23 protein-coding genes are annotated in these 24669 nt (G+C 58.8%); 17 read left to right on the top strand and 6 right to left on the bottom strand.

Translation table 11 applies throughout. The annotated features are described in order from the left end of the window. The first annotated feature begins 68 nt into the window (after positions 1–68). From CU100_RS24875 to CU100_RS24860, 4 genes are all read left to right on the top strand, one after another. Positions 69–896 carry a TIM barrel protein gene (locus CU100_RS24875; protein WP_210280540.1) on the top strand — a complete coding sequence of 276 codons (828 nt, stop codon included), beginning with the start codon at positions 69–71 and terminating at the stop codon, positions 894–896. Between the two features lie 151 nt (positions 897–1047). Then, on the top strand, positions 1048–2304 hold the full coding sequence (locus CU100_RS24870) for an adenylate/guanylate cyclase domain-containing protein (RefSeq protein ID WP_407070379.1): 1257 nt from the start codon (positions 1048–1050) through the stop codon (positions 2302–2304). Positions 2305–2306: 2 nt separating this feature from the next. Then, positions 2307–3800: a protein adenylyltransferase SelO gene (locus CU100_RS24865; RefSeq protein WP_106719335.1), complete on the top strand. Its 1494-nt coding sequence runs from the start codon at positions 2307–2309 to the stop codon at positions 3798–3800. Positions 3801–3861: 61 nt separating this feature from the next. After that, the gene (locus CU100_RS24860; protein ID WP_106719334.1) at positions 3862–4491 is read left to right on the top strand and encodes a LysE family translocator; all 630 of its coding nucleotides are present in this window, start codon (positions 3862–3864) and stop codon (positions 4489–4491) included. Positions 4492–4521: 30 nt separating this feature from the next. Here the strand turns inward: CU100_RS24860 and CU100_RS24855 are convergent, their stop codons facing one another. Then, positions 4522–5931: an adenylate/guanylate cyclase domain-containing protein gene (locus CU100_RS24855; RefSeq protein ID WP_106719333.1), complete on the bottom strand. Its 1410-nt coding sequence runs from the start codon at positions 5929–5931 to the stop codon at positions 4522–4524. A 348-nt stretch (positions 5932–6279) separates the two neighbouring features. On the opposite strand from CU100_RS24855, the gene CU100_RS24850 reads away from it, so the two are divergent. The 4 genes from CU100_RS24850 (at position 6280) to iolG (ending at position 11421) form a co-directional block, all read left to right on the top strand. Next, complete coding sequence (locus CU100_RS24850; protein WP_106719332.1) at positions 6280–7209, top strand: sugar ABC transporter substrate-binding protein; 930 nt, start codon at positions 6280–6282, stop codon at positions 7207–7209. 225 nt (positions 7210–7434) lie between these two features. Next, on the top strand, positions 7435–8976 hold the full coding sequence (locus CU100_RS24845; RefSeq protein ID WP_106719465.1) for a sugar ABC transporter ATP-binding protein: 1542 nt from the start codon (positions 7435–7437) through the stop codon (positions 8974–8976). A 169-nt stretch (positions 8977–9145) separates the two neighbouring features. Further along, the gene (locus CU100_RS24840) at positions 9146–10174 is read left to right on the top strand and encodes an ABC transporter permease (protein WP_106719331.1); all 1029 of its coding nucleotides are present in this window, start codon (positions 9146–9148) and stop codon (positions 10172–10174) included. A 257-nt stretch (positions 10175–10431) separates the two neighbouring features. Then, complete coding sequence (gene iolG, locus CU100_RS24835; RefSeq protein WP_106719330.1) at positions 10432–11421, top strand: inositol 2-dehydrogenase; 990 nt, start codon at positions 10432–10434, stop codon at positions 11419–11421. Positions 11422–11615: 194 nt separating this feature from the next. Here the strand turns inward: iolG and CU100_RS24830 are convergent, their stop codons facing one another. Beyond that, on the bottom strand, positions 11616–12725 hold the full coding sequence (locus CU100_RS24830) for a Gfo/Idh/MocA family protein (protein WP_106719329.1): 1110 nt from the start codon (positions 12723–12725) through the stop codon (positions 11616–11618). A 155-nt stretch (positions 12726–12880) separates the two neighbouring features. Between CU100_RS24830 and CU100_RS24825 the strand changes: the two genes are divergently transcribed. Further along, positions 12881–13714: a MurR/RpiR family transcriptional regulator gene (locus tag CU100_RS24825; RefSeq protein WP_106719328.1), complete on the top strand. Its 834-nt coding sequence runs from the start codon at positions 12881–12883 to the stop codon at positions 13712–13714. Here CU100_RS24825 and CU100_RS24820 read toward each other — a convergent pair. After that, positions 13711–14046: a type II toxin-antitoxin system PemK/MazF family toxin gene (locus CU100_RS24820; protein WP_106719327.1), complete on the bottom strand. Its 336-nt coding sequence runs from the start codon at positions 14044–14046 to the stop codon at positions 13711–13713. The two genes, CU100_RS24825 and CU100_RS24820, sit on opposite strands and share 4 nt — an antisense overlap. Further along, the gene (locus CU100_RS24815) at positions 14043–14345 is read right to left on the bottom strand and encodes a hypothetical protein (RefSeq protein ID WP_106719326.1); all 303 of its coding nucleotides are present in this window, start codon (positions 14343–14345) and stop codon (positions 14043–14045) included. Before CU100_RS24815 ends, CU100_RS24820 begins: the two co-directional genes overlap by 4 nt. Positions 14346–14527: 182 nt before the next feature. Between CU100_RS24815 and CU100_RS24810 the strand changes: the two genes are divergently transcribed. The 5 genes from CU100_RS24810 (at position 14528) to iolB (ending at position 20646) form a co-directional block, all read left to right on the top strand. Further along, positions 14528–16456, top strand: coding sequence for a bifunctional 5-dehydro-2-deoxygluconokinase/5-dehydro-2-deoxyphosphogluconate aldolase (locus CU100_RS24810; protein ID WP_106719325.1), 1929 nt, complete (start codon positions 14528–14530; stop codon positions 16454–16456). Between the two features lie 185 nt (positions 16457–16641). Further along, complete coding sequence (gene iolD, locus CU100_RS24805; RefSeq protein WP_106719324.1) at positions 16642–18492, top strand: 3D-(3,5/4)-trihydroxycyclohexane-1,2-dione acylhydrolase (decyclizing); 1851 nt, start codon at positions 16642–16644, stop codon at positions 18490–18492. A gap of 184 nt (positions 18493–18676) precedes the next feature. Continuing rightward, entirely contained in the window at positions 18677–19594 is a 918-nt protein-coding gene (gene iolE, locus CU100_RS24800; RefSeq protein WP_106719323.1) for a myo-inosose-2 dehydratase, read from the top strand. 14 nt (positions 19595–19608) lie between these two features. After that, positions 19609–19848, top strand: a complete 240-nt coding sequence (locus tag CU100_RS24795) for a hypothetical protein (RefSeq protein WP_106719322.1) — start codon at positions 19609–19611, stop codon at positions 19846–19848. Positions 19849–19851: 3 nt separating this feature from the next. Continuing rightward, positions 19852–20646 carry a 5-deoxy-glucuronate isomerase gene (gene iolB / locus CU100_RS24790; protein ID WP_106719321.1) on the top strand — a complete coding sequence of 265 codons (795 nt, stop codon included), beginning with the start codon at positions 19852–19854 and terminating at the stop codon, positions 20644–20646. A 178-nt stretch (positions 20647–20824) separates the two neighbouring features. Here the strand turns inward: iolB and CU100_RS24785 are convergent, their stop codons facing one another. Both CU100_RS24785 and CU100_RS24780 read right to left on the bottom strand, forming a co-directional pair. Then, the gene (locus CU100_RS24785; protein ID WP_106719320.1) at positions 20825–21466 is read right to left on the bottom strand and encodes an NrsF family protein; all 642 of its coding nucleotides are present in this window, start codon (positions 21464–21466) and stop codon (positions 20825–20827) included. Beyond that, entirely contained in the window at positions 21453–22007 is a 555-nt protein-coding gene (locus CU100_RS24780) for a sigma-70 family RNA polymerase sigma factor (RefSeq protein ID WP_106719319.1), read from the bottom strand. The genes CU100_RS24785 and CU100_RS24780 overlap by 14 nt, the downstream gene beginning before the upstream one ends. A gap of 182 nt (positions 22008–22189) precedes the next feature. Here CU100_RS24780 and CU100_RS27755 point away from each other — a divergent pair, with 182 nt between their 5' ends. From CU100_RS27755 to CU100_RS24765, 3 genes are all read left to right on the top strand, one after another. Next, a complete protein-coding gene (locus tag CU100_RS27755) occupies positions 22190–22477 on the top strand; it encodes a pentapeptide MXKDX repeat protein (RefSeq protein WP_106719318.1) in 288 nt (95 codons plus the stop codon). A gap of 292 nt (positions 22478–22769) precedes the next feature. After that, positions 22770–23642, top strand: a complete 873-nt coding sequence (locus CU100_RS24770) for a cytochrome b/b6 domain-containing protein (RefSeq protein WP_106719317.1) — start codon at positions 22770–22772, stop codon at positions 23640–23642. Then, the gene (locus tag CU100_RS24765) at positions 23639–24412 is read left to right on the top strand and encodes a molybdopterin-binding protein (RefSeq protein WP_106719316.1); all 774 of its coding nucleotides are present in this window, start codon (positions 23639–23641) and stop codon (positions 24410–24412) included. Before CU100_RS24770 ends, CU100_RS24765 begins: the two co-directional genes overlap by 4 nt. The last annotated feature ends 257 nt before the right edge of the window (positions 24413–24669 follow it).

Raw genomic sequence — 24669 nt, 5'->3', positions numbered from 1 at the left:
TGGTTGCGGCCACTTGCATCGGCCATTGCAACCGGCGCGAGCATCGCTTCAAACTGTAGGTGCACCGGATGAACGACACGATTTCTCACCCTGTCTTCGGGATCAATCATATCGCCGCGCCGAGAATGGTGCCGGCCGAATTTTTCCGCCTGGCAAGATCGCTCGGCCTCGGCGATGTCGAGATACGCAACGACCTCGAAGGAAATGCGATCGTGGATGGAACGTCGCCGTCCGAGGTGAAGGCGGCGGCGCAGGAGGCAGGGGTTCGCATCGCGACGATCAATGCATTGCAGCGTTTCAACGAATGGATGCCGGAACGCGAAAGAGAGGCGATCGAGCTTGCCGATTATGCGCGCGACGTGGGTGCCAAGGCGCTGGTTCTGGTTCCGGTCAACGACGGCTCCGGGCAGGCTGAGGGCGAGCGTCAGGCCAACCTGCGCGCTGCGCTTGCAGCATTGAAGCCGATCCTCGAAGAGCGGGGCATCCTTGGCTTCGTCGAACCGCTTGGGTTCGAGATTTGTTCGCTGCGCTCAAAGCGCGAGGCAGTGGACGCGATCGAGGCGATCGGCGGGGAAGGCCGGTTCAAGCTGGTACACGACACGTTCCATCATCACCTTGCGGGTGAGCCCGAACTTTACCCGGCGATGACGGGCCTCGTTCATATATCGGGGGTCACCGATCCTGATGTGAGCGTCAGCGATATGCGCGATCCGCATCGGGTCCTCGTGGACGAGGATGACCGCCTGGATAATATCGGGCAGATGCGCTCGCTGCTGAAGCTGGGCTATAACGGCCTGTTTTCGTTCGAGCCGTTCGCCCCGCAAATACAGCACATGGATGACCACTCCGGTGCAATATCCGCCAGCATGGACAGGATCAGAGCCGGGCTGATCTGACGAGGCTCGTTTCATTCGCGCTTACACCTTTTAAATTGCCTGCCGATGGCCCACATTCTACCCGGGTGTCGTCTACCAAATGTGCCGGCCGTTCGTTCGCAGCGACGGGGCCGATGCTACTGGTGGACGCAGATGAGAATTGGTGGAGCTTTTGCAGGTGCCAGCGTTGTTGAACACGATTTCCGGTCCGACCGATACGAACGGGAGGCTTTGGCCCGTGCACAGAAGAAAAATCCTGGACTGGTTGGTGACCGGGACCCGGGACGAACGCTTCATCGACAACATTTTCGTGGAGATGCTCGACAGGCTACTCGAGGCGGGGCTTCCGGTCGCGCGCGCCTCGCTGCATTTCAGGACGATGAACCCGCAATGGCTGGGGGCGCGAATCCTGTGGCGCAAGGGCATGGCGGAAACCGAAATCCGCACTTTCGACTACGGTGTCGAGGAAACGCCGGAATATCTGAACAGCCCCGTTCAGAAGATCAACAGCGGGGCGGACGAAGTTCGCTGGAGACTGTCAGAGGGTACGGACGATGGTTCCGATCACAGTTTTTATGACGACCTGCGAACAAGCGGTCTGACCGACTACGTCGCCTGGCCGCTTGACCATACGCTCGGCAAGCGTCACGTCATCAGCTTCGCCAGTGACGAGCCGGGCGGCTTCAGCATCGACGACATGGCATTTCTCGCCAACCTCATTCCGGCTTTTTCCCTTGTCAGCGAGATCAGGTTGAAAAACCGCCTGGCGCGCACGCTGCTCGAGACCTATGTCGGTCCGCATGCGAGCGAGCAAATCCTTGCCGGGGCGACCACGCGCGGCAGCGGCGTGACTGTCGGGGCCGCGATCATGATCTGCGACCTGCGCGATTTTACCGCCATCTCCGACATATGGCCGCGCGATGACGTGATCGAGCTTCTGAACGGCTATTTCGATGCGATGTCCGAGCCTATCGAGAAACATGGCGGGGAAATATTGAAGTTCATGGGCGACGGGTTGCTGGCGATCTTTCCGCTATCGAAACCGACGGCCTGTACCGATCTTCTCCACGCGATCAGCGAGGCGCAGGCGGAAATGGCGGCTCTGAACCGCGGCCATGTCGAAGCGGGGCGCAAGCCGCTCGGCTACGGCATCGGCGTTCATGTCGGCGACGTGATGTATGGAAATATCGGCTCGCGCAAGCGCCTCGATTTCACCGTCATCGGTCCTGCCGTCAATATTGCGTCGCGGCTCGAAAACCTGACCAAGGAGATCAAGCGGCCGGTTCTCCTGTCAAAGGCCTTCGCCGACATGGCCGCATGCCGATCAAGCGTGGAAAGCCTGGGCTCATATCCGATCAGGGGTGTCGGTGAACCCGTCGAGGTCTTCGCATTTTTGGGGCAATGCGAAGCGGAGGAGATGAAGGACTGAAGATGCAAACTGTAACAGCACAGGCTGCCGCAACGCCCCTGCCATTCGAGAACACTTACGCCCGCCTACCGGAAAATTTCTTCGCGCGGATATCACCGACGCCTGTCAGTGCGCCGCGCCTTATCAAATTGAACAAGAAGCTGGCGCGGGACCTGCGGCTCGATGCCGAATGGCTGGCAAGTTCGCATGGCATCGAGGTCCTTGCCGGGAATCGTATTCCCGACGGTGCGGAACCGATAGCAGTCGCCTATGCCGGCCACCAGTTCGGCCATTTCGTACCGCAGCTCGGAGACGGGCGCGCGATACTCCTGGGCGAGGTGATCGACAGGGCAGGTGTGCGCCGTGACATACAGCTGAAAGGCTCAGGCCGCACGCCCTATTCGCGCGGCGGCGATGGCCGCGCAGCGGTTGGGCCGGTGCTGCGCGAATATATTGTCAGCGAGGCCATGGCCGCGCTCGGCATCCCGACGACCCGCGCTCTCGCCGCGGTGTTGACCGGCGAAACCGTGGCTCGGGAGACGGCTCTGCCCGGCGCCGTGCTGACACGCGTCGCCTCCAGTCATATCAGAATCGGCACGTTTCAGTTTTTCGCTGCAAGGCGCGATATAGACGGTCTTCGCGCTTTGGCAGATCACGTCATAGCGCGGCACTATCCGGACGTGGCGCATGACCAGAACCCGTACATTGCATTGCTCAGCGCCGTGATTTCTGCCCAAGCCGCACTGGTGGCGCGGTGGATGCTCGTCGGTTTCATCCATGGCGTGATGAACACGGATAACATGTCCATTGCGGGGGAGACGATCGACTACGGCCCCTGCGCCTTCATGGACGAATACGACCCGGCTACCGTATTCAGCTCGATCGATCGCGCCGGCCGCTACGCCTATGGCAATCAGGGGCCGGTGGCGCAATGGAACCTTGTGCGCCTTGCCGAGGCATTGCTGCCGCTGATCGCCGAGGATCAGGACGAGGCGGTCGCCCTTGCGCAGGAGGCGCTCGATGCATTCGCCCCAAGGTTCGAGGCGGCATTTCTCGCTGGCATGCGCAAGAAGATCGGCCTGTTCACCGAGGAGGAGGACGATCTTGCACTCGTCAAAGCGCTGTTAGACATCATGGCGGCCAACCATGCCGACTTCACGCTGACGTTCCGCTATCTGAACGATGCGGCCGAAGGTGACGACAAGGTGTCCAGCCTGCTTGCCGGGACATCGGCGGTTCAGGATTGGCTGGCGCAATGGCGCGAGCGCACGGCGCGCGAGGTTCAGACCGGCTCCGAGCGGCGCACGGCCATGCGCCGGGTCAACCCGCTATTCATTCCGCGTAATCACCGGGTGGAGGAGGTCATCCAGGCAGCGGTGCAGCATCAGGATTTTACTCCGTTCCACACGCTTCTGGATGTGCTTGGCAAACCGTTCGACGAGCAACCGGACAGGACACAGTTTTCGGAGCCACCCAAGCCGCAGGAACGTGTGCTTCAGACATTTTGCGGAACTTGACGGGCGGGCGACCCTGTGGCTTGCTCCGCTGAAGCGTTTACGACCGAAGCGGAGAGATATCATGCCGGATCTGACTTTGTGGGGCCTGTTCGTGATGGCGTCCCTGGTACTTTTGCTGACGCCAGGTCCCGCTGTGCTTTATATCGTGGCACGGTCAGTCGAACAGGGTAAGGCGGCGGGGCTGGTATCTGTGCTGGGTATCCATCTTGGCACGATCGTCCATATCACAGCGGCCGCTGTCGGGCTTTCGGCGTTGATCATGTCATCTGCGCTTGCCTTTGCCGTCGTGAAATATCTCGGTGCCGCCTATCTTGTCTGGATCGGCATTCGAACCTTGCTCGCCAAGGATCCACACCCCGAAGCGCCCGCTGTGCCTGCCGAGCCGCTGCGCCGTGTTTTCCGCGACGGCTTCGTGGTCAATCTGTTCAATCCGAAGACCGCGATCTTTTTCCTGGCTTTCCTGCCGCAATTCGTCGATCCGGCGCGTGGCGCGCTGCATTGGCAGATACTCGTTCTTGGCCTGACCTTCATGGTTCTCGGCATTATCAGCGACGGGATATTCGCGCTGATTGCCGGGGCAGCAGGCGATTTCCTGCGCCGCAACCGGCGGTTCCTGCGCCTGCAGCGCTGGTTCGCCGGAACGTCATTCATCGGTCTTGGCGTGACGGCCGCCTTGGCAACGCGCAAGTGACATTCGCCCAATGACGCCGAATACGCGGCTTTACGGAATCGTATAGACGCTGATTTGATCCGAAATGCCGCGGAGCATGACGTTCTGCGACATGGGAGTCAGGCCTTGCTGTGCCAGAAGCCGGGAGGCGCGAGGGTCATCAAGCACGGATCCCGTGGCGAAAATCTCATGCGAGGTGGCAAGTTGCTGCACGCGCGAGGCAATGTTGACCGTCTGCCCGAAATAGTCCTGGCGTTCATTGAGGCTGACGGCAATGCAGGGTCCTTCATGGATGCCAATCTTCAGGAGCAGGTCCTCATTGCCGCGTTCCCTGTTGAGCCGCAGCATGGCCTCGCGCATACGCATTGCGGCGATCAACGCGCGCTCGGGCGCCGGGAAGGTTGCCATTACCGCGTCCCCTATCGTTTTCACGACAGCGCCTGCCTCCGCACTGACTATCTCGTTGAGAATGGCGAAATGCGCTTTCACGAGATCGAAAGCCGCAAGGTCGCCCACCCGCTCGTAAAGGGCGGTCGAACCGCGCAAATCGGTAAAGAGGAAGGTAAGACTGGTGATCCTCAGCCGCTGGTCAACGTCGATCGTATCCGTGCGGTAGATGTCGCGGAAGGTCTGGTTCGACAGGAGGCGCTTGGCCGTGAGGAAAGGACGGCGGCGACCCAGCAGCGCATGAAGAGCGTCATTGGCTAAGCAGACCGAGGGCAAAGTGCGAACCCCGGTATGGTTCTCAACGGAGATACGCAAGGGACCCGGGTGCAGCCTGATCGTTTCACTGTGCCGGTGGGCGCGGTCGAAGACCAGCGAGAGGGTTTGCCGCTCCTTCGTCGGCTCGCCGCTCACGTCGAGGAACTGTGCCGCGTGCGTCACGGGCTCGAAGAGCACGACGAATGCCTCCGGCAGGTGAATGGAAATCACGGCCTTTTCTCCAGGGGGCAATTCAAGCGTCTCAAGCACGAACTCGTCGACCCTGGCTTCGAAATCGTCTTCCGGCAGATCGATGCCGGAGCCCCAATAGATCTGGCGGAAATATTCGAGAGGAGGCAATTGATGCGGGTTGTGAGCTTCGATGCGTCGCACGCGCGGACTGACCGTAAAGGTTACCTCGACCATCTCATCGAGGGTTGGCTCATACCCGGCGGCACAGAGTGCGCAGGTATATTCATCGCTCTGCACGGTTTTAAGCGAAGTATTGGCGTCAAGGACCCCGCCACAGCCGGGACACAGAACATTCCAAGATATCTCGAACAGCCCGAGACGGGAGGCATGGAGAAAAGCATTGATCGTCGGCTCTTCGCCGAGCCCTTCATGGGCGGCGAAGGCAAGCGTATTGATACGGCTTAGCTTGCGATCGGGCGCGTCGCGCACAAGCCGCTCGATTGCGTCGACGACTTCAGCGCCGGCAGACTGGCGCAACAAAGCAAACAAGGACTGAGCTTCACTCATGGCGGTATTCTACACCGAATTCAAATGCACACACACTGTATTCGTTTGAGCGCGACGGGACGCGCTGAGCTTGCACAGCAGTGCAAGCCTGAGCGGCTTATTAATTGGCCCTTCAGCCTCAAATCCGCTTGACGCTTTCCCGTTAAAATGGAATAAATATTTCAGAAACTGATCCCAACGGTTCGTATATTCCGTAATGGGTATTCAGAATCGGATTCGCGTGAGAGAAGTCACGCACTCTTCATGTCCGGATATTGCCAGCCAGGGACAGGTGAGGCTTGCAATGAACGGGGTGACGAAGCCGGATTAAAACAGGTGCAGCCGGGCACCGCTTGTGGAGGAGAAGAAATGAAAAAGTTCTTGATGGGAGTGGCTGTATCGGCCTTGATGGTCGGATCCGCCTCGGCTGCCAATATCGGTGTCTCGATGGCGAAGTTCGACGATAACTTCCTCACCGTGTTGCGCAACGGCATGCAGGACTATGCCAAGACATTGGACGGCGTCACATTGCAGGTGGAAGACGCGCAGAACGACGTTGCCAAGCAGCAGAGCCAGATACAGAATTTCATCGCGTCGAAGGTCGATGCGATCATCGTCAATGCCGTTGACACGGACGCGACCGCTGCCATGTCGAAGATCGCCGCCGATGCGGGCATTCCGCTCGTCTACGTCAACCGCGAACCGGCAAATGTCGACAGCCTCCCGGAAAAGCAGGCTTTCGTGGCTTCCAATGAAGTGGAATCCGGCACGCTGGAGACAAAGGAAGTCTGCAGGCTTCTGAAGGGCAAGGGCAAGATCGTTGTCATGATGGGCGAACTTTCCAACCAGGCAGCCCGCCAGCGCACCAAGGACGTGCATGACGTGATTGCGACCGACGAGTGCAAGGGGCTTGAAATCGTCGAGGAGCAGACCGCCAACTGGTCGCGTACCGAAGGGTCCGACCTGATGACCAACTGGCTTTCTGCCGGACTGGAATTCGACGCGGTCGTCTCGAACAACGATGAAATGGCCATCGGCGCAATCCAGGCCCTCAAGGCTGCGGGCCGGTCGATGGACAGTGTCGTCGTTGGCGGCGTCGATGCAACGCAGGACGCGCTTGCCGCCATGGCAGCCGGCGACCTCGACGTGACTGTGTTCCAGAACGCTGCCGGTCAGGGCAAGGGCGCGGTCGATGCAGCGCTCAAGCTTTCGAAAGGCGAAAAGGTCGAGACCAAGGTCTATGTGCCGTTTGAACTGGTGACGCCGGAGAACCTGTCGAAGTATCAGAAGTCGAACTGAGGAGACCTTTACCAATCCACCCTGACGGGCATCTGATGCGGTTTTGCTGCGCTTCCGGTGCTCATGGACGAAAAAAGTCCACTGCGCTCCGGTTCTCGAAAACCGCACCACCTGCCTCGTCAGGCTGAATTCTCAAAAGGCCTCCACCGCGCTTAATTTTGGACCGGAACGCATTAAACTGCTGTGTTCCGGCATATAAGTAAGCCTCTCTGGGAGGAGATGATCATGGCAGTCAGTCCCTCGACCATGGCGGCGGTGCGCGCCAGTGGTGCCATACCGCAAGCGGAATATCTCCTGAACGCTGAAAATGTGCGCAAGGAATTTCCCGGTGTTCTGGCGCTGGACAATGTGCAGTTCCGGCTGAAGCGCGGGACAGTTCACGCGCTGATGGGCGAGAATGGTGCCGGTAAATCCACTCTGATGAAGATTCTCGCTGGAATATATATTCCAGATCAGGGCGACGTCTATCTGAAAGGCATACCGATCCGGCTCAAATCGCCGCTGGATGCGCTGGAAAATGGCATCGCCATGATCCACCAGGAACTCAACCTGATGCCGTTCATGACGGTGGCGGAAAACATCTGGATTCGCCGCGAACCGAAGAATGCCTTCGGCTTTGTCGACCATGGCAAGATGTACGAGATGACGACCGAGCTTTTCCAGCGCCTGAATATCGCGCTCGACCCGGAAAGCCAGGTGCGCGACCTCTCCGTCGCCAACCGCCAGATGGTAGAGATCGCCAAGGCGGTTTCGTACGAATCCGATGTCCTGATCATGGATGAGCCGACCTCGGCGCTGACGGAGCGCGAAGTGGCGCACCTGTTCGAGATCATCCGCAGTTTGCGCGAGCAGGGGATCGGCATCGTCTACATCACCCACAAGATGAACGAGCTTTTCGAGATCGCGGACGAGTTCTCGGTGTTCCGCGACGGGCGCTATATCGGCACGCATGCGTCTACCGATGTGACACGCGACGACATCATCAAGATGATGGTCGGGCGCGAGATCACCCAGATGTTTCCGAAAGAGGAGGTGCCCATCGGCGACGTCGTGCTTTCGGTCAAGGACCTCTCGCTGAAGAACGTATTCCGGAACGTGTCGTTCGACGTAAGAGCCGGCGAGATTCTCGGCGTTGCCGGCCTGGTCGGCTCGGGCCGTTCGAACGTCGCCGAAACCATTTTCGGGGTAACGCCGGCGACGAGCGGAACGATCGAGATCAAGGGGAAGGCGATAAAGATGAACTCGCCGACGCAGGCGATCAGTCACGGCATGGCTTTCATCACGGAAGACCGCAAGGAAACCGGCTGTCTGCTTATCCTCGATGTTCTCGAAAACATGCAGATCGCAGTCCTGCAGGATCGTTTCGTCAAGTACGGGTTCGTGCAGGAAAAGGGTATCACCGAAGCCTGCGAAGCCATGAGTGCAACGCTCCGCGTGAAGACGCCGAACATGGAGGAGAGGGTGGAAAACCTTTCCGGCGGCAATCAGCAGAAGGTGTTGATCGGCCGCTGGCTCCTGACCAATCCGAAAATCCTTATTCTCGACGAGCCGACGCGTGGCATCGACGTCGGTGCCAAGGCGGAGATCCACCGCCTCGTATCGCAGCTCGCCAAGCAAGGCGTCGCCGTGATCATGATTTCCTCGGAAATGCCGGAAGTGCTGGGCATGAGCGACCGGATCATGGTGATGCATGAGGGCCGGGTAACCGGCTTTCTCGACCGCGCCGAGGCAACCCAGGTCAAGGTGATGGAGTTGGCATCGAAATGAACAACCGTTTGATAATCCGCCCTGACGGTTCTCTGATGCGATTTTTTGCGCTTCCGGTGCTCACGGACTTTAACGTCCGCTGCGTTCTTGTTCTCAAAAACCGCACCAGCCATCTCGTCAGGCTGAATTCTTAAACGGTTGTTTGCCTAGATATTTGGAGGAATTTATAATGACAAGCGAGCAGGTGACGGCCAAGGTAACAACACCGGCACTCGGGCGCAGGCACCGCCGGCGGCTGCCGCCCGAGGTGAACATCCTGCTGGTGCTGGTCGGCATTGCGCTCGTCTTCGAAATCCTCGGATGGATATTCGCGGGTCAAAGCTTCCTGATGAACGTCCAGCGCCTGCGGATCATCATCCTGCAAGTCTCGGTGATAGGCATTATCGCCGTCGGCGTCACCCAGGTGATCATTACCGGCGGCATCGACCTTTCCTCGGGCTCCGTCGTCGGAATGACGGCGATGGTCGCGGCAAGTTTCGCCCAGGCCTCCACCTGGGCGCGGCCGGTCTATCCGGCGTTGACGGACCTTCCGTTCTTTATCCCCATCGGTATCGGCCTCGGTATCGGGCTGCTTGCCGGGATCGTCAACGGCTGGTTGATCGCCTACACCAAGATACCGCCCTTCATCGCTACGCTCGGCATGATGGTCTCCGCTCGCGGCGTGGCCAAATGGTACACGAAAGGTTCGCCCGTATCGGGGTTGACGGACCAGTTCAACTTCATCGGTACGAGCATCTGGCCGGTTGTCGTGTTCCTCGTAGTCGCACTGATCTTCCACGTTGCCCTTCGGTATACGCGGTACGGAAAATTCACCTATGCCATTGGCGCCAACGAGCAGGCGGCGCGTGTGTCAGGCATCGATATCGAGCGCCATCTGATCAAGGTCTATGCCATAGCGGGACTGCTGGCGGGGCTTGCTGGCATCGTGACGGCCGCACGGGCTCAGACCGCCCAGGCCGGAATGGGGGTAACCTACGAACTGGATGCGATTGCCGCTGCCGTCATTGGCGGAACATCGCTGACCGGCGGCATCGGACGGATCACCGGCACGGTCATCGGCGCCATCATTCTCGGCGTGATGATTTCGGGCTTCACGTTCCTGCGCGTTGACGCCTACTATCAGGAGATCATCAAGGGAGTGATCATTGTTACAGCGGTCATCGTGGATGTGTACCGCCAGAAGAAGCGCAAAGTTTAGTTGTGCGCTGGTTATCTCTCCCCTTGTGGGAGAGAAAGCGATTTCAGCATCTTAGCCCCCGGCTAAGTGCTAGAAATCGCAAGAGAGGGGATTTGCCATTGGCCTTTTCCCCTCTCTTGGATTTTCCAAGGATTTAGTAAAGACACTAAATCCAGGAAAATCCTTTCTCCCCCACAAGGGAGGAGATAAGCGCGGCATTGCTGGCCAGAACAATCAATAACGCCCGGTCTGGTTCCGGGCTCTTCAAGAGGTAAGAAATGACTGTACGTTTTGGTCTGCTTGGCGCAGGCCGTATCGGCAAGGTCCACGCTAAGGCAGTAACATCGAACAGCGAGGCGAAACTCGTCGCAGTCGCCGACGCTTTCGAAAAGGCGGCCCAGGACCTTGCCGCCGCACATGGCTGCGAAATCCGCTCCATCGACGAAATCGAGCAGGCGTCGGACATCGATGCGGTGATTATCTGCACACCGACAGACACGCATGCGGACCTGATCGAACGCTTCGCCCGTGCAGGCAAGGCGATCTTTTGCGAAAAGCCCATCGATCTCGATGTCGAGCGCGTCGAGGAGTGCCTTGGCGTGGTCCGGCAGACGAATGCCACGCTGATGGTCGGTTTCAACCGGCGTTTCGATCCGCACTTTGCCGCTGTTCGCAAAGCTATCGATGACGGCGAGATCGGCGATGTCGAAATGGTCACCATTACCTCGCGCGATCCGGGAGCACCGCCGGCTGACTATATCAGCCGTTCCGGCGGTATCTTTCGCGACATGACGATCCATGATTTCGACATGGCGAGGTTTCTGCTCGGTGAAGACCCGGTGGCCGTTACCGCGCATGCCTCGGTGCTGGTGGACAAGGCGATCGGCGAGCTTGGAGATTATGACAGCGTCAGTGTGATCCTCGTCACAGCATCGGGCAAGCAGTGCCTGATCTCCAATTCCCGCCGCGCGACCTATGGTTATGACCAGCGGATAGAGGTGCATGGCTCAAAGGGCATGGTCGCGGCGGAAAACCAGCGGCCGGTCTCAATCGAAATCGCCAATGGCAGCGGCTATACCCGCCCGCCGCTGCATGACTTCTTCATGACGCGCTATACGGAAGCTTACGCCAACGAGATCACGGCGTTCATCAATGCCATAGCCGCAGGTGTGAAAGCTGCGCCGAGCGGCGAGGATGGGTTGATTGCACTGGCACTGGCCGATGCTGCGTTGAGATCAGTGAAAGAAGACCGGACGATCAGGGTTTAGTTGATTACGTCACCTTGCAAGTGAGTCGTGCGTGGTTCGACAGGGCTCACCATGAGGGAGGTTGATGATCGCAGATAGCCAGTTTTTGCGGCGCTGGTGATTGTCTTGCAGCACAACAATCTCCCTCATGGTGAGCCCCGTCGAACCACGCACCAATATCCCGCAACTGCCTAAATAGCTGACAGGTAAGTTCTCTACCGCACATCGACCCAGCGCTGTTCGTGAAACGAACGCGCCATCGCATGCACGGTACGCTCTATTTCGAGGCCGTCTGCGAATTCGATCAGATGGGCTGGCTGGCCGTTGATGCGCTTGATCAGTTCGTGGCACTCGATGATTTTCAGATCGTTGAAGCCAAGGCCATGGCCCGGCGCCGGGATGAATTGTCCATAGGGCTCATGATGCGGTGCCGTCAAAATTGTGCGGTAACCCTGCTCGGTCAGGCGGTCGGCCGTAACATAGAGCTGGAACTCGTTAGCGCGTTCCTGATCGAAGAGGATAGAGCCTTTCGAGCCGAATATCTGCAACGCGATGCGGCCCTTGCGGCCCCAGGCCGAACGATTGACCTGCAAGGTGCCCGGCACGCCATTTTCCATATGCATAAGGACGCTGGCGCTGTCATAGGTCTCGACGGCGCGGTCGGTACCGGCAGCCGTCTTGCGGGTCGCGTAGGGCTTCGACATGTCGCACATGACGCGGCTGACCCGGCCGAAGAGCGTGAACAGCAGCGATAGCGGGTGGACGGCAAAATCGTCGAGCGCCCCGTAGCCGGATATCGCCTCGTGTTTCCAGAAAAACACCGCGTCGGGATCGGCCATGAAGTCCTCATCCATCTCGATGCGCAGATGATTGACCTCGCCGATGATCTTCTCGGCGAGCAGCTTGCGGATGTGACGGATGGCCGGTCCCTGCGTGTAGTTGTAGCCAAGCGCCGCGACCTTGCCGGACTGGCGGGCCGCCGCGAGCATGGCTTGCGCGTCGCCGAATGTTGGCGCCATGGGCTTCTCGCACCAGACATGCTTGCCCGCGTTGAGCGCGGCAATCGCCATTTCCGGGTGGAACTGGTTGGGCGTGGTGATGGAGACCACATCGACTTCCGAATCGTCGATGACAGCCCGCCAATCGCCTGAAGCCTTCTGGAACCCGAATTCGTTGGCACGGCGAACGGCGAGCTCGGTATTGGCCTCGCCGAGATGAACCAGCCGTACCGCCGGCACATCGCCGAAGACCGCACGGACCGAATTCCACGCCAGCGCGTGGCACTTGCCCATGAAGCCTGTTCCGATCAACCCCACGCCTAACATATGCTCTCTCCCGATTCAGCCCGGCCCGTCGCTTGCGGTCATTGATTGAAATAATCTATAACAGGGGTAAATGGAATAACTGATCCGCCTTGATATAAATATTTTACCTGAGATCATGAAGTGGCGGCGAGGCAACGATTCGGGGGTGAAGAAGCATGGACAACGAGATGTCGCTACCCCGGGATTTCGATGCCTTGCGCACGATGATCCTCGATCGTCGCGAGGCGCTGCCAAAGCGCCTGGCGCAGATCGCGGCTTATGCCTTGAGCAATCCTGACGAAATAGCCTTCGGTACGGCAGCAAGCATCGCCCAGACGGCCGGCGTGCAGCCTTCGACTTTGATCCGCTTTGCCCAGCATCTGGGATTCGACGGATTTACCAGCCTGCAATCGGTATTCAGGGAGCGGCTGCGTGAGCGTCAGGTTTCCTACGAAGAGCGCTTGTCGGCGCTGCGCGGTGATACACACGGCCTTTCGAAGAACCGGGTCATACTCAACGGCTTCCTGACTGCTGCCAGCCATTCGATCGAGACGATCTCACACAATGTCGAGGAGGACGTGTTGACGAGCGCCGTGGACATACTGGCCGGTGCAGAAACGATCTATCTTCTGGCGAGGCGGCGTTCCTACCCGATTACCGCTTACATGGCCTATGCTTTCGGCAAGTTGAAAATCCGCAACCAGCTGATCGAATCGACGGCGGGTATCGACCCGGAAATCCTGTCATTCGCCAAGCCGACGGACGCTGCCATCGCGATCAGCTTCTCGCCATATGCCTCGGCGACGATCGAGCACGCGGCGGCGCTGGCGGCGCGGAATGTCCCTGTCGTCGCCATCACCGACAGCGCGTTCTCGCCGCTGGCCCAGTCGGCCAAAGTATGGTTCGAGGCGGCGGAAGGAGATTTTTCGGGATTCAGGTCACTGTCTGGAACGATGGCACTCGCCATGGCACTGACGGTGAGCGTGGCCGAGAAAAGGCGGAGTTTTTAGACGGGGCTCGCCCCCAGCCCTAAAAACAGCATTACCGCTTTGTTGATGTTGGCTATCGTCTCGTTATCCAAATGTCCGAACACCCGCCCCACTTTTGTTCGCGGTACTGTCATGGCACGATCGATCATCACCTGTGAACGCTCACGCAAGCCATTTTCGAGCGACGGGTTAACTGTTATGCGGGCAAGGTGTTCATCGTGAACGTCACTCGTAATTTGGAGTACTGTTACTGAGGGAAGCAACTCGAATGCATCCGATTGCAGGATGAACGCTGGACGCGGTTTACCGTAATCACCATTGACGACGATCGTTACCAAATCGCCACGCTTCATTTGGTGCTATCGTCATCGACAGCGGTTTCCTCAAACAAAGCTTCCAGTTCTAGGAGGGAGACGTACTCATCTGTCGATGAGTTGCGGGACCTTCTTGCAATTGCCAGCGATTGCCGTCGCGCTTCAAGTTCAAATGCTTTGCGCCGCTGGCGTTCAACATAACTCCGCATGAAGTCACGAATTACCTGAGCAGCAGGCTTGTCCTCGGCCTCGGTTGCTTGCGTAAAGGCAGCCTTCAAATCAGAGTCAATCCGGAGGTTGAATGTATCTGCCTTCGGAAACTGGCTTGTGCGTGGCATGCGACCTCCTGAATTGTTTCTTGTAATTATAATGTACGTACATTTACAAATCAAACTGGAAATACGCTATCAAGTAGAAAGAACAGATATTCCATATTGACGATTTGATAGAATTATTATTTCATATAGGAAAATTCCCGGCCCGGTTGCGCCGGTGTTTATCAGTCTATCGGGAGGATATTATGGACAGAGCTGATACGGGCCACGCGCTCGATGTCATTACCATCGGCCGCTCGTCCGTGGACCTTTACGGCCAGCAGATCGGCTCCAGGCTGGAGGATATCGCTTCGTTTGCCAAGTCTGTCGGCGGCTGTCCGGCGAATATCGCCATCGGCACGGCGCGGCTCGGCCTGCGCTCGGCGCTGCTATCGCGCGTTGGCGACGAACAGATGGGCCGGTATATCCGCGAGCAAATGGTACGGGAGGGGGTTGCGACCGGCGGCGTCATCACCGACCCAGAGCGGCTGTCGGCGCTGGTTATCCTCTCGGTTGAGAACGACAGGAGCTTTCCGCTCATCTTCTATCGCGAGAACTGCGCAGACATGGCGCTCGATGAGGGCGATGTCGATCCGGAGTTCATCCGCTCGGCGCGCGCCATCGTCGTGACCGGCACGCACTTCTCAAAACCCAAACCCGATGCGGCGCAACGCAAGGCCATCCGCCTGATGAAGGAGGCGGGTGGCAAGGTGGTGTTCGATATCGACTACCGTCCCAACCTGTGGGGTCTCGCCGGCCATGGCGACGGAGACAGCCGCTACATAGCCTCCGACGCGGTGTCGAACCATCTGAAGACCGTGCTTACCGATTGCGACCTGATCGTCGGCACCGAGGAGGAGGTCCTTATCGCGTCGGGCGAGGCTGATCTTCTCAGCGCCCTGAAGACGATCCGCGCCCTGTCGAGCGGTACAATCGTCCTGAAGCGCGGGCCTATGGGCTGCATCGTTTACGAGGGCGCAATCTCGGACGATCTCGAGGATGGTATCGTCGGCAAGGGTTTCCCGATCGAGGTGTTCAATGTCCTCGGCGCGGGCGATGCGTTCATGTCCGGTTTTCTGCGCGGCTGGCTGGGCGGCGAACCGCTGGCAACGGCGGCGACCTGGGCCAATGCATGCGGCGCCTTCGCCGTGTCGCGGCTGCTTTGCTCGCCGGAAATCCCGACATTCGAGGAACTGCAATATTTTCTGAAACATGGCAGCACCCAGCATGCCCTGCGGAAGGATGAGGCGATCAACCACATTCATTGGGCGACGACGCGGCGCCAGGACATACCTTCGATGATGACCTTTGCCATCGATCACCGCGTGCAACTGGAGGAACTGGCCCAGAAAGTTGGCGCCGATCCGGCAAGGATACGCGCATTCAAGGAACTGGCGGTGAAGGCGGCGGCAAAGGTTGCGGGTGGCCGAAGCGGATATGGGATGCTGCTTGACGAGAAGTTCGGCAGGGAGGCGATGTTCGAATTTGCGCGTCACGATTTCGACTGGCTTGGACGGCCGGTGGAGCTTCCGGGGTCGCGCCCCCTGCGCTTCGAGTTTTCGCAGGATATCGGCTCGCAGCTGGCAGAATGGCCTGTGGACCATTGCATCAAGTGCCTGTGCTTCTATCGTCCGGACGATCCGGCCGCACTGAAAACGGAGCAACAGCAGAAATTGCGCACGCTGTTCGAGGCAGCACGCAAGGTCGGCCGCGAATTGCTGATCGAAATCATTGCCGGCAAGCACGGCAAGCTCGACGACAACACCATTCCGCAGGCACTTGAAGAACTTTACGCCCTTGGCATCAAGCCGGATTGGTGGAAACTTGAGCCGCAGGCTTCGGCGGGTGCGTGGAAGAAGATCGAGGCGGTGATCGAAAAGCATGATCCCTGGTGCCGCGGTGTCGTGCTGCTCGGGCTCGAGGCGCCACATGACGAGCTTGAGGCTGCTTTTGGTGCGACTGCCAATGCGCCGGTGGTCAAAGGTTTCGCCGTCGGCCGCACGATCTTCATGGACGCTGCCGAGGGCTGGCTTGCCGGCAGGCTCTCCGATGAAGCCGCGATCGGCGACATGGCCGATCGTTTCGAAAAACTGACCAAGGCCTGGCTTGCCAGCCGCAGCAAACAAGCGGCATAGCTGGGGTGTGTTGGTATTCATGCCAGGGCGGCCTGCAAATGGCGCTTTTCTGCGCTCCGGTGCTCATGAACCCGAAAGTTCACTGCGCTCCGGTTCTCGAAAACCACCATTTTCGACGCGTCCTGACCTGAATCTCAACGCACCCCAAAGCGATCGCCGAAGGATTTGACCGGGAGGAGACTGACATGACCAAGACGATACGCCTGACCATGGCGCAGGCATTGACCCGGTTTCTGACCCGGCAGATGACAATGATCGACGGCAGGAAAGTGCCGGTGTTTGCGGGCGTCTGGGCTATCTTCGGCCACGGCAATGTCGCCGGCATCGGCGAGGCGCTCTATCAGGTCCGTGAGGAACTTCCGACATATCGCGCGCACAACGAACAGGCCATGGCCCATGCCGCCATCGCTTATGCCAAGGCGAGCTTCCGCCGCCGCATGATGGCGGTGACGAGCTCCGTAGGACCGGGTGCAACGAACATGCTGACCGCTGCGGCGCTGGCGCATGTCAACCGCCTGCCGGTTCTGCTTTTACCTGGCGATGTATTCGCCAACCGGCTTCCCGATCCGGTCCTGCAGCAGGTGGAGAGCTTTAGCGACGGCACGGTTTCGGCCAATGATTGTTTCAGGCCCGTGTCGCGCTATTTCGACCGCATTACCCGTCCCGAGCAGATTATCCCGGCGTTGGCCCGCGCCATGGCAGTTCTGACCGATCCGGCAGAATGCGGCCCCGTGACGCTGGCTCTGTGTCAGGATGTGCAGGCGGAGGCCTACGATTATCCCGAAAGCTTCTTCGAGGAACGAACCTGGGCGCAGCGGCGGCCAAGGCCGGACCGGGAAGAACTGGCGGCCGCCATCGCTGCACTCAAATCAGCCAAGAAACCGCTGGTCATCGCCGGCGGCGGCGTCATCTACTCGCAGGCTTCGAAAGAGCTGGCGGAATTTGCCGAGGCTGCCGGTATTCCGGTTTGCGAAACGCAGGGCGGCAAGTCGTCGCTGCCCGACAACCATCCGCTCAACATGGCAGCTGTGGGCGTCACCGGAACTTCCGCAGCCAACCGCCTGGCGCAGGAAGCGGACGTGATCGTGGCGGTTGGCACGCGCCTTCAGGATTTCACCACCGGCTCATGGGCATTGTTCCAGAACGCAGCGAAAACCTTCATTGGGCTGAATGTGCAGCCTTTCGATGCGACTAAGCATCGTGCGTTGCCACTTGTCGCCGATGCCAGGGAAGGCCTGCTTGAGCTTTCCGCCGGATTGAAGGACTACAAGGCACCGCAGAGCTGGACCGAAAACGCCCGCAATGGCAAGACGGAATGGCAGAAGGCCGCCGCCAAGGTCACCGGCCCCACCAACGCCGCGCTGCCTTCCGACGCGCAAGTGATCGGCGCGGTACAAAGGGCAATGGGCGCTGAGGCGACGGTGCTGCACGCGGCAGGGGGGTTGCCCGGCGAGATGCACAAGCTATGGCAGGCGGGAGCACCCGGTTCTTATCATGCCGAGTATGGTTTCTCCTGCATGGGATACGAGATCGCCGGCGGGCTGGGCACCAAAATGGCAAAACCCGACGAAGAGGTCGTCGTCATGATCGGCGACGGCTCGTATCTGATGCTGAACTCGGAAATCGCCACCTCCGTCATGCTCGGACACAAGATCAATATCGTGCTGCTGGACAATCGCGGCTATGGCTGTATCAACCGGCTGCAGATGGGCACAGGCGGAGCGAACTTCAACAATCTGCTCAAGGACGCCAGACACGAGGTCCTGCCGGATATCGATTTTGCCGCACACGCCCGCAGCCTTGGCGCCATCTCGGAGAAGGTCGCCTCGATCGCAGAACTCGAAAGCGCGCTCGCACGGGCCAAGCAGAACGACCGCACCACCTTGATAGTCATCGACACCGATCCACTGATTTCGACGGAGGAGGGCGGGGCGTGGTGGGACGTCGCGGTGCCTGAGGTCAGCGTGCGAAGCGAGGTCAATGCCAAGCGCAAGGCCTATGAGGAAGCGATCAAGCTGAGGTCGGCCGGGAACTAGCTGATATCGAATGCAAATCACAATTGGCCCGCTCATCCGGCCGCTGTGCGGCCACCTTCTCCCCACGAGGAGAAGAATGGAGCGCGGCGATGAAGTGCTATTCTTCTCAGGTGGCCGCGCAGTGGCCGGATGAGGGGGTGATGAATGGGCAAGCACAAAAGTAACCTTATTATTGGAGAATGACGTGAAGGCAAAACTGGGTATGTCCCCGATCGCATGGTGGAACGATGATCTCGCGGAGCTCAGTGACGACGTCTCGCTGGAGGAGTGCCTTCGCCAATCGCGTTCTGCGGGCTTTACCGGCATGGAAATGGGCCGCCGATTTCCCAACGATCCGGATGTGATGCTGCCGATCCTGCGGGAGGCGGATGTTACGCTGTGCGGCGGCTGGTTCTCGGGCACGCTGGTTGACGAGGAGCTGGCGAAGAACAAGGACCGCATCCAGCCGATGATCGACCTTTTCAAGGCCGTGAACGCGCCATGCATCGTCTACGGCGAGGTCGGCCGCTCGATACAGGGCGATCGGTCCAGGCCCCTGGCTACCAAACCGAAACTCGGCGACGAGGAGATGAAGGCCTATGCTCGCAAGGTCACCGAGTTCGGTGAATGGTGCGCACAGCAGGGCATGCCGCTCTCCTACCATCACCACATGGCGGCAGTCGTCGAAACCGAACCGGAGCTCGACGCCTTCATGAAATATTCCGGCGAGGGTATTCCGCTCCTGCTGGATGCCGGCCATCTGGCCTTCGCCGGCGGCGATGTACTACGCGCAATCGACAATCATCACCGGCGGATCAACCACGTGCATGTCAAGGATGTCCGCATGCCTGTCATCGACGGTCTGGACCGCTCGAGGCAGTCCTTCCTCGACTCGGTTGCCCTCGGCGCCTTCACCGTACCGGGTGACGGCTCGCTGGATTTCGGTGCAATCGTCCAAAAGTTTGCCGATTACGGCTATGAAGGCTGGTTCGTGGTCGAGGCTGAACAGGATCCGAAGAAAAATCCACCGCTCAAGATGGCGCAAGTCGGATATAAGGAACTGATGCGGGTCATGACTGCCGCTGGCTATACGGTCGAGACTCAAGGTTTCCCCAAGGGTTGAAAGGTGGGTTCAACATGAACAAAGACAGTAATCACCCCTGGTTTCGTCCGCTATGGCGCCGCATAGCAGTCGTGGCATTCTGCATTGCCTGGGCAATCTTCGAGTTTGCCACGGGGACGCCTTTCTGGGGCATCATGGTTCTGGCTTTTGCCGCATATGGCATATGGCAATTCTTCATCGTCTTCGATGCTTCGGAGCCTGTCACCCCTGCTGATGCCGGCAAGCCGGCAGACCTTGGACCCGATAAGGAGTAAACCATGTCAAAACTCTTGTTGAAGGCCAGGCAAGGCACGGGTCACGTGGCCCATGTAACGCCTGAAACGGCTGGCTGGACCTATGTCGGTTTCGACTTGCACAAGCTTGATGCCGGCCAGCCGGTCGACGGGGAGACAGGCGACAAGGAGGTCTGTCTGGTCTTCGTGACGGGCAAGGGCAGGGTAACGGCCAATGGCGAAGACCTTGGTCTGCTCGGCAACCGCATGTCGCCTTTCGAGGGCAAGCCTTGGTCGGTTTATCTGCCGCAGGGTTCCGACTGGCGGGTATCGGCGGAAACAGATGTCGAACTCGCGGTGTGTTCAGCTCCGGCTCTGGGCGGAGGGCTGCCGGTGCGGGTTATTTCCCCGGACGACCTAAGTCAGGAGACGCGCGGCAAGGGAACCAATACCCGCTATGTCACCAACATATTGCCCGAGAACGAACCGGCGGACGCGCTGCTCGTCGTCGAGGTGATCACCCCCGGCGGCCATACGTCAAGCTACCCGCCGCACAAGCACGACCAGGATAACCTGCCGTCGGAATCATATCTCGAAGAGACTTACTATCACCGTTTCAATCCCCGCCAGGGCTTCGGTTTCCAACGTGTCTATACGGACGACCGTTTGCTCGACGAGGCGATGGCGATCGAAGACGGCGACGTGGTGATGGTCCCCAAGGGCTATCATCCCTGTGCTGCCTGCCACGGCTATGATCTCTATTATCTCAATGTAATGGCAGGGCCAAAGCGCACGTGGAAGTTTCACAATGCGGTCGAGCATGAATGGCTGATGAAATGAGACCTTTGCCAATCCACCCCGATGGCCATCTGATGGGATTTTTTGCGCTTCCGGTGCTCATGGACCAAAATGTCCCTGCGCTCGTCGCAAGGGCGACCCCAAAAACCACACCAGCTGACTCATCAGGCTGAATTCTCAAAAGGTCTCAATCCCCGTCCCGCAAGGGGAGGGCAAAGCGCTACCACCGCAGCACGTATCGTCCGGCAATAGCGCCGATCAGCCCCGGGACGAGGACGCCAAGCGTGTACCAGATCGCGATGAACGGCATTCCGCTTTCGGTGCAATGAAACGAATAGACCAGGGACGCGATTGCGCCGGAGGCAAGGCCTGCGGCGGCACCCGCAACGGTCAGCCGGGTGGGGGCAAGCCCACTCAATATCCAGAATGCTCCGGCAAGCAGAGGCAGGGACAGGACCACGATATTAAGCGTGCAGATCGATACCGAATGCCCCGTCAGCAGGTAGTAATGGGCCTCGGGCGGGGCCATCGCGAGTTGCATGAAGCCGAGAATGCCGATTGCGACGATGAGTGCTCCCATGAGAGCCAGATTGATACGAATGCTGCCCAGGGGATGAGCGATACGCTTGAGCGCCCAGGCACCCGCAATGGCTAAAGAGAGCGTATAGACGAACTTCGCCCAGAACGGCGTCGTTTCCATGGCAGTCATCAGATCCGGCCGCATGCCGAGCCAGAAATACATGAGAGTGGCCGATGCGGCGAGGCTCGATCCAAGGCCGATTGCGACCCGCCGAAGGACAGCTGTGCGCGGCACCGGCTTCAGTTCGCCAGTCAGACGTGCAATCAGATCATCTGTCGTCATCTGCCCCTCCTTTCAACTTCGCTGCGATCGCCTTTATTCCCCTATGTACACCCACCTTTACGGAAGCCTCCGACAGACCTGTACTCTGCGCCACCTCGGCGATGGACTGGCCCTCGATCTTCGTGCGGTAGATCAGGTCCCGCGACTTTGCCGGCACCGATTGCAAGAGCCGCTCTACATCCATTCGATCCGCTGCCGCATCGGATTGATCCTGCGCGAACAGCTCCTGTGCATCGTCAAGCGGCACCGTCGCTCTTATGCGATTGCGCCTGAAATGATCGATCAGCTTGTAGCGGGCAATCGCATGCAGCCAGGCGGTGAACGGCCGGTCGACCTCATAGGTGGCGCGGCGCGTATGCAGCGCCATCAAGGTTTCCTGCACAAGATCGTCGGCGTCACCCTTATGCGCGTCCGCCAGCCGGCGCATGAAATAAAAGCGCAGATGCCTGGCGAGATCGTTCAGGAGAACGCCATAGCTCTTCGCATCGCCATCAAGGCTCGCGAGCATCAGTTCCTTCAATCGTGCTTCGACCGGATTCACTCCGTTTCATTCCTTATTCGCAACAGCCGGGATAAAGGTTACAGATGAAATGGAACCTGATGGCACGTCAATCCTTCAAGGGCGATTACGCGTGGAATGATCACCAATCCGTGATGCCCTGTAACTTTAAAAGAGCCCCGTTCGTACTTCCCCATGTGACCATTCACAACGAGGAGACAACAATGAATATCATCACTCGCGCCGTCGCGCTTTCAGCTTTCGTCCTTGCAACCGGATTTGCCGGTTCGAACATTGCATCGGCGATGGACGCCAACAAGCCGATGACCAAGGCCGATTGCATGAAACATGCCGGGATGGAAAAAGACGCCATGAAGAAGGATTCCATGATGAAGGAATGCGACACGATGGCGATGAAAAAGGATAGTATGTCGAGTAGCTCCATGAAGAAGGATGCGGCGAAGCCTGACGCGATGGGCACGATGGCTCCCAAGAAGAAGACTACAAACTAGGGTCGGTCGATCTTCACGCCATGGCGGACTGTAAACGGCACTTTTCTGCACTCCTGTGCTCGAAAACCACCGTTTTCGCCTCGCCCTGACATGAATCTTAACAGGCCCTAATAACTGATTGGTTGTGCGTGGTCAGGCAGGCTCACCATGCGGGATGCGGGCACTTGTGGTGAGCTTGGGTTTCGATCTCGTGACCTGGTGCATCGCTGCATCGAGCGAACCTCGTGATGGTGAGCTTGCCTAACCGCGCACAACCTACTTCCATGATTTGCAAAGGCCGACGGAGGCTCGAATGACAAGCGTTACATCAGGTGCAACCGGCACCGCCAAGCCCGGAAAGGTTCTGTTCTACCGCCATTCGCTGGCGGTGCGCGTCACCCATTGGCTGAACGTCCTGTGCCTGAGCTTCCTGCTGATGAGCGGCCTGCAAATCTTCAACGCCCATCCATATCTCTATTGGGGCCAATACGGGTCCGACGCGCTGCCCGATCCTTCATTCATCTCGATCGGGGCTGTCCAGGATGGCGATACGGTCAAGGGTGTGACACGGATCGGAAGCCTGTCATTGAACACGACCGGGGTGCTTGGCGCTTCGACCGAGAACGGCGAGCTTGGCCCGCGGGCCTTTCCTTCCTGGATCACCATTCCAAGCTATCAGGATCTTGCCACCGGCCGCCGCTGGCATTTTTTCTTCGCCTGGTTCTTCGTCATCAACGGTCTGGTTTATCTGCTATACGGGCTGATCGGCCGGCATTTCCGCCGCGATCTCGTGCCAACCAGAGATCAGCTGACGCCGGGCCATCTGGCGCAGGAGGTGGCAGACCACGCAAGGTTGCGTTTTCCCAAGGGCGAAAAGGCACGGCACTACAATTCCTTGCAGAAGCTGACCTATATGGCGGTGGTATTCATCGTCCTGCCGCTGATGGTATTGACGGGCCTCACCATGTCGCCGGGATTCAACGCGATCTTTCCATGGCTGCTCGACGTCTTCGGCGGCAGGCAATCGGCTCGCACCATCCATTTCATCGCTGCGTCGCTGATCGTCCTATTCGTCATCGTTCATGTCGTCATGGTGCTTGTTTCGGGCTTCTGGAACAATCTGCGATCGATGATCACCGGCTATTACGCATTGAAACTCGAGCCGAAAGACGAGGTGTCCAAATGAGCTTTGATCTTACCCGCCGCCGTTTCCTCATCGGCTCGAGTGTCGCGGCAACAGGCTTGCTGACGGGCTGCGACGCGATGGTCGAAAGCACGGCCGTCAACGACATCCTGCAAAAGGCCGAGGGGCTGACGATGGGCGCACAACGTCTGCTCATGTCGCAGCACACGTTGGCGCGCGAATTCTCCGAGGCAGACATATCCCCGGTTTTCAAGGGCAACGGCACGACGCAGCCTGACAGCGAAGATTATGCGCGCATGACAGAAAACAAGTTCGCCGACTGGAAGCTCGTTGTGAACGGCATGGTGAAAACACCGCTGAACCTTTCGCTGGCCGATCTGAAGGCGATGCCATCCCGCACCCAGATCACGCGGCACGATTGCGTCGAAGGCTGGAGCGCCATCGGCAAATGGATGGGCGTGCCGCTCGGACTCGTTCTGGAAAAAGCCGGACTTGCTCCCGGCGCGCGCTATGCGGTTTTTCACTGCGCGGACGATCTCGAACAAACGCTTGACGGCAGCGGCCGCTACTACGAAAGCATAGACCTCGTCGATGCATGGCATCCGCAGACGATCCTTGCCTACGGCATGAACGGCAGGGATCTCGAGGTCGCCCATGGTGCGCCTCTGCGCCTGCGGGTCGAGCGCCAGCTTGGCTACAAGCACGCAAAGTACGTCATGGGAATCGAGCTCGTGGACAGTTTCAGGAACATCGCCGGGGGCAAGGGCGGCTTTTGGGAGGACCGGGGCTACGAGTGGTACGCCGGCATCTGAGATCCTTCGGTTGCTTCACCCTGATGGGCCAGCTGATGCGATTTTCAGCGCTTCCGATGCTCACGGACCAATAAGTCCGCTGCGTTTCGGTTCTCGAAAACCACACCAGCTGGCCCATCAGGCTGACTTCTCGAATGGCCTCGCGTCGCGCCTCGTAACCCTCATTCTGTGAAATTTCCTTGCCAATCCTTCAAATCCTCCCTGGCCCTCACCATATGCGTGAGCGAAGTGTCATACGACACGCTTAGAGGAGATTA

The sequence above is a fragment of the Phyllobacterium endophyticum genome (assembly GCF_003010935.1).
Lineage (GTDB): Bacteria > Pseudomonadota > Alphaproteobacteria > Rhizobiales > Rhizobiaceae > Phyllobacterium > Phyllobacterium endophyticum.
Note: the sequence above shows the minus strand (reverse complement) of the source record. Positions and strands in the feature narration are given on the sequence as shown.

Excerpts from the sequence above, each read along its gene's own strand:
- CU100_RS24785 (WP_106719320.1), bottom strand. The coding sequence starts at position 21,466 with ATGACGACAGATGATCTGATTGCACGTCTGACTGGCGAACTGAAGCCG.
- iolD (WP_106719324.1), top strand. The coding sequence starts at position 16,642 with ATGACCAAGACGATACGCCTGACCATGGCGCAGGCATTGACCCGGTTT.
- CU100_RS24840 (WP_106719331.1), top strand. The coding sequence starts at position 9,146 with ATGACAAGCGAGCAGGTGACGGCCAAGGTAACAACACCGGCACTCGGG.
- CU100_RS24770 (WP_106719317.1), top strand. The coding sequence starts at position 22,770 with ATGACAAGCGTTACATCAGGTGCAACCGGCACCGCCAAGCCCGGAAAG.
- CU100_RS24765 (WP_106719316.1), top strand. The coding sequence starts at position 23,639 with ATGAGCTTTGATCTTACCCGCCGCCGTTTCCTCATCGGCTCGAGTGTC.
- CU100_RS24815 (WP_106719326.1), bottom strand. The coding sequence starts at position 14,345 with ATGCCACGCACAAGCCAGTTTCCGAAGGCAGATACATTCAACCTCCGG.
- CU100_RS24860 (WP_106719334.1), top strand. The coding sequence starts at position 3,862 with ATGCCGGATCTGACTTTGTGGGGCCTGTTCGTGATGGCGTCCCTGGTA.
- CU100_RS24850 (WP_106719332.1), top strand. The coding sequence starts at position 6,280 with ATGAAAAAGTTCTTGATGGGAGTGGCTGTATCGGCCTTGATGGTCGGA.
- CU100_RS27755 (WP_106719318.1), top strand. The coding sequence starts at position 22,190 with ATGAATATCATCACTCGCGCCGTCGCGCTTTCAGCTTTCGTCCTTGCA.
- CU100_RS24795 (WP_106719322.1), top strand. The coding sequence starts at position 19,609 with ATGAACAAAGACAGTAATCACCCCTGGTTTCGTCCGCTATGGCGCCGC.
- CU100_RS24855 (WP_106719333.1), bottom strand. The coding sequence starts at position 5,931 with ATGAGTGAAGCTCAGTCCTTGTTTGCTTTGTTGCGCCAGTCTGCCGGC.
- CU100_RS24820 (WP_106719327.1), bottom strand. The coding sequence starts at position 14,046 with ATGAAGCGTGGCGATTTGGTAACGATCGTCGTCAATGGTGATTACGGT.
- CU100_RS24865 (WP_106719335.1), top strand. The coding sequence starts at position 2,307 with ATGCAAACTGTAACAGCACAGGCTGCCGCAACGCCCCTGCCATTCGAG.
- CU100_RS24825 (WP_106719328.1), top strand. The coding sequence starts at position 12,881 with ATGGACAACGAGATGTCGCTACCCCGGGATTTCGATGCCTTGCGCACG.
- CU100_RS24830 (WP_106719329.1), bottom strand. The coding sequence starts at position 12,725 with ATGTTAGGCGTGGGGTTGATCGGAACAGGCTTCATGGGCAAGTGCCAC.
- CU100_RS24810 (WP_106719325.1), top strand. The coding sequence starts at position 14,528 with ATGGACAGAGCTGATACGGGCCACGCGCTCGATGTCATTACCATCGGC.
- iolB (WP_106719321.1), top strand. The coding sequence starts at position 19,852 with ATGTCAAAACTCTTGTTGAAGGCCAGGCAAGGCACGGGTCACGTGGCC.
- iolG (WP_106719330.1), top strand. The coding sequence starts at position 10,432 with ATGACTGTACGTTTTGGTCTGCTTGGCGCAGGCCGTATCGGCAAGGTC.
- CU100_RS24875 (WP_210280540.1), top strand. The coding sequence starts at position 69 with ATGAACGACACGATTTCTCACCCTGTCTTCGGGATCAATCATATCGCC.
- CU100_RS24845 (WP_106719465.1), top strand. The coding sequence starts at position 7,435 with ATGGCAGTCAGTCCCTCGACCATGGCGGCGGTGCGCGCCAGTGGTGCC.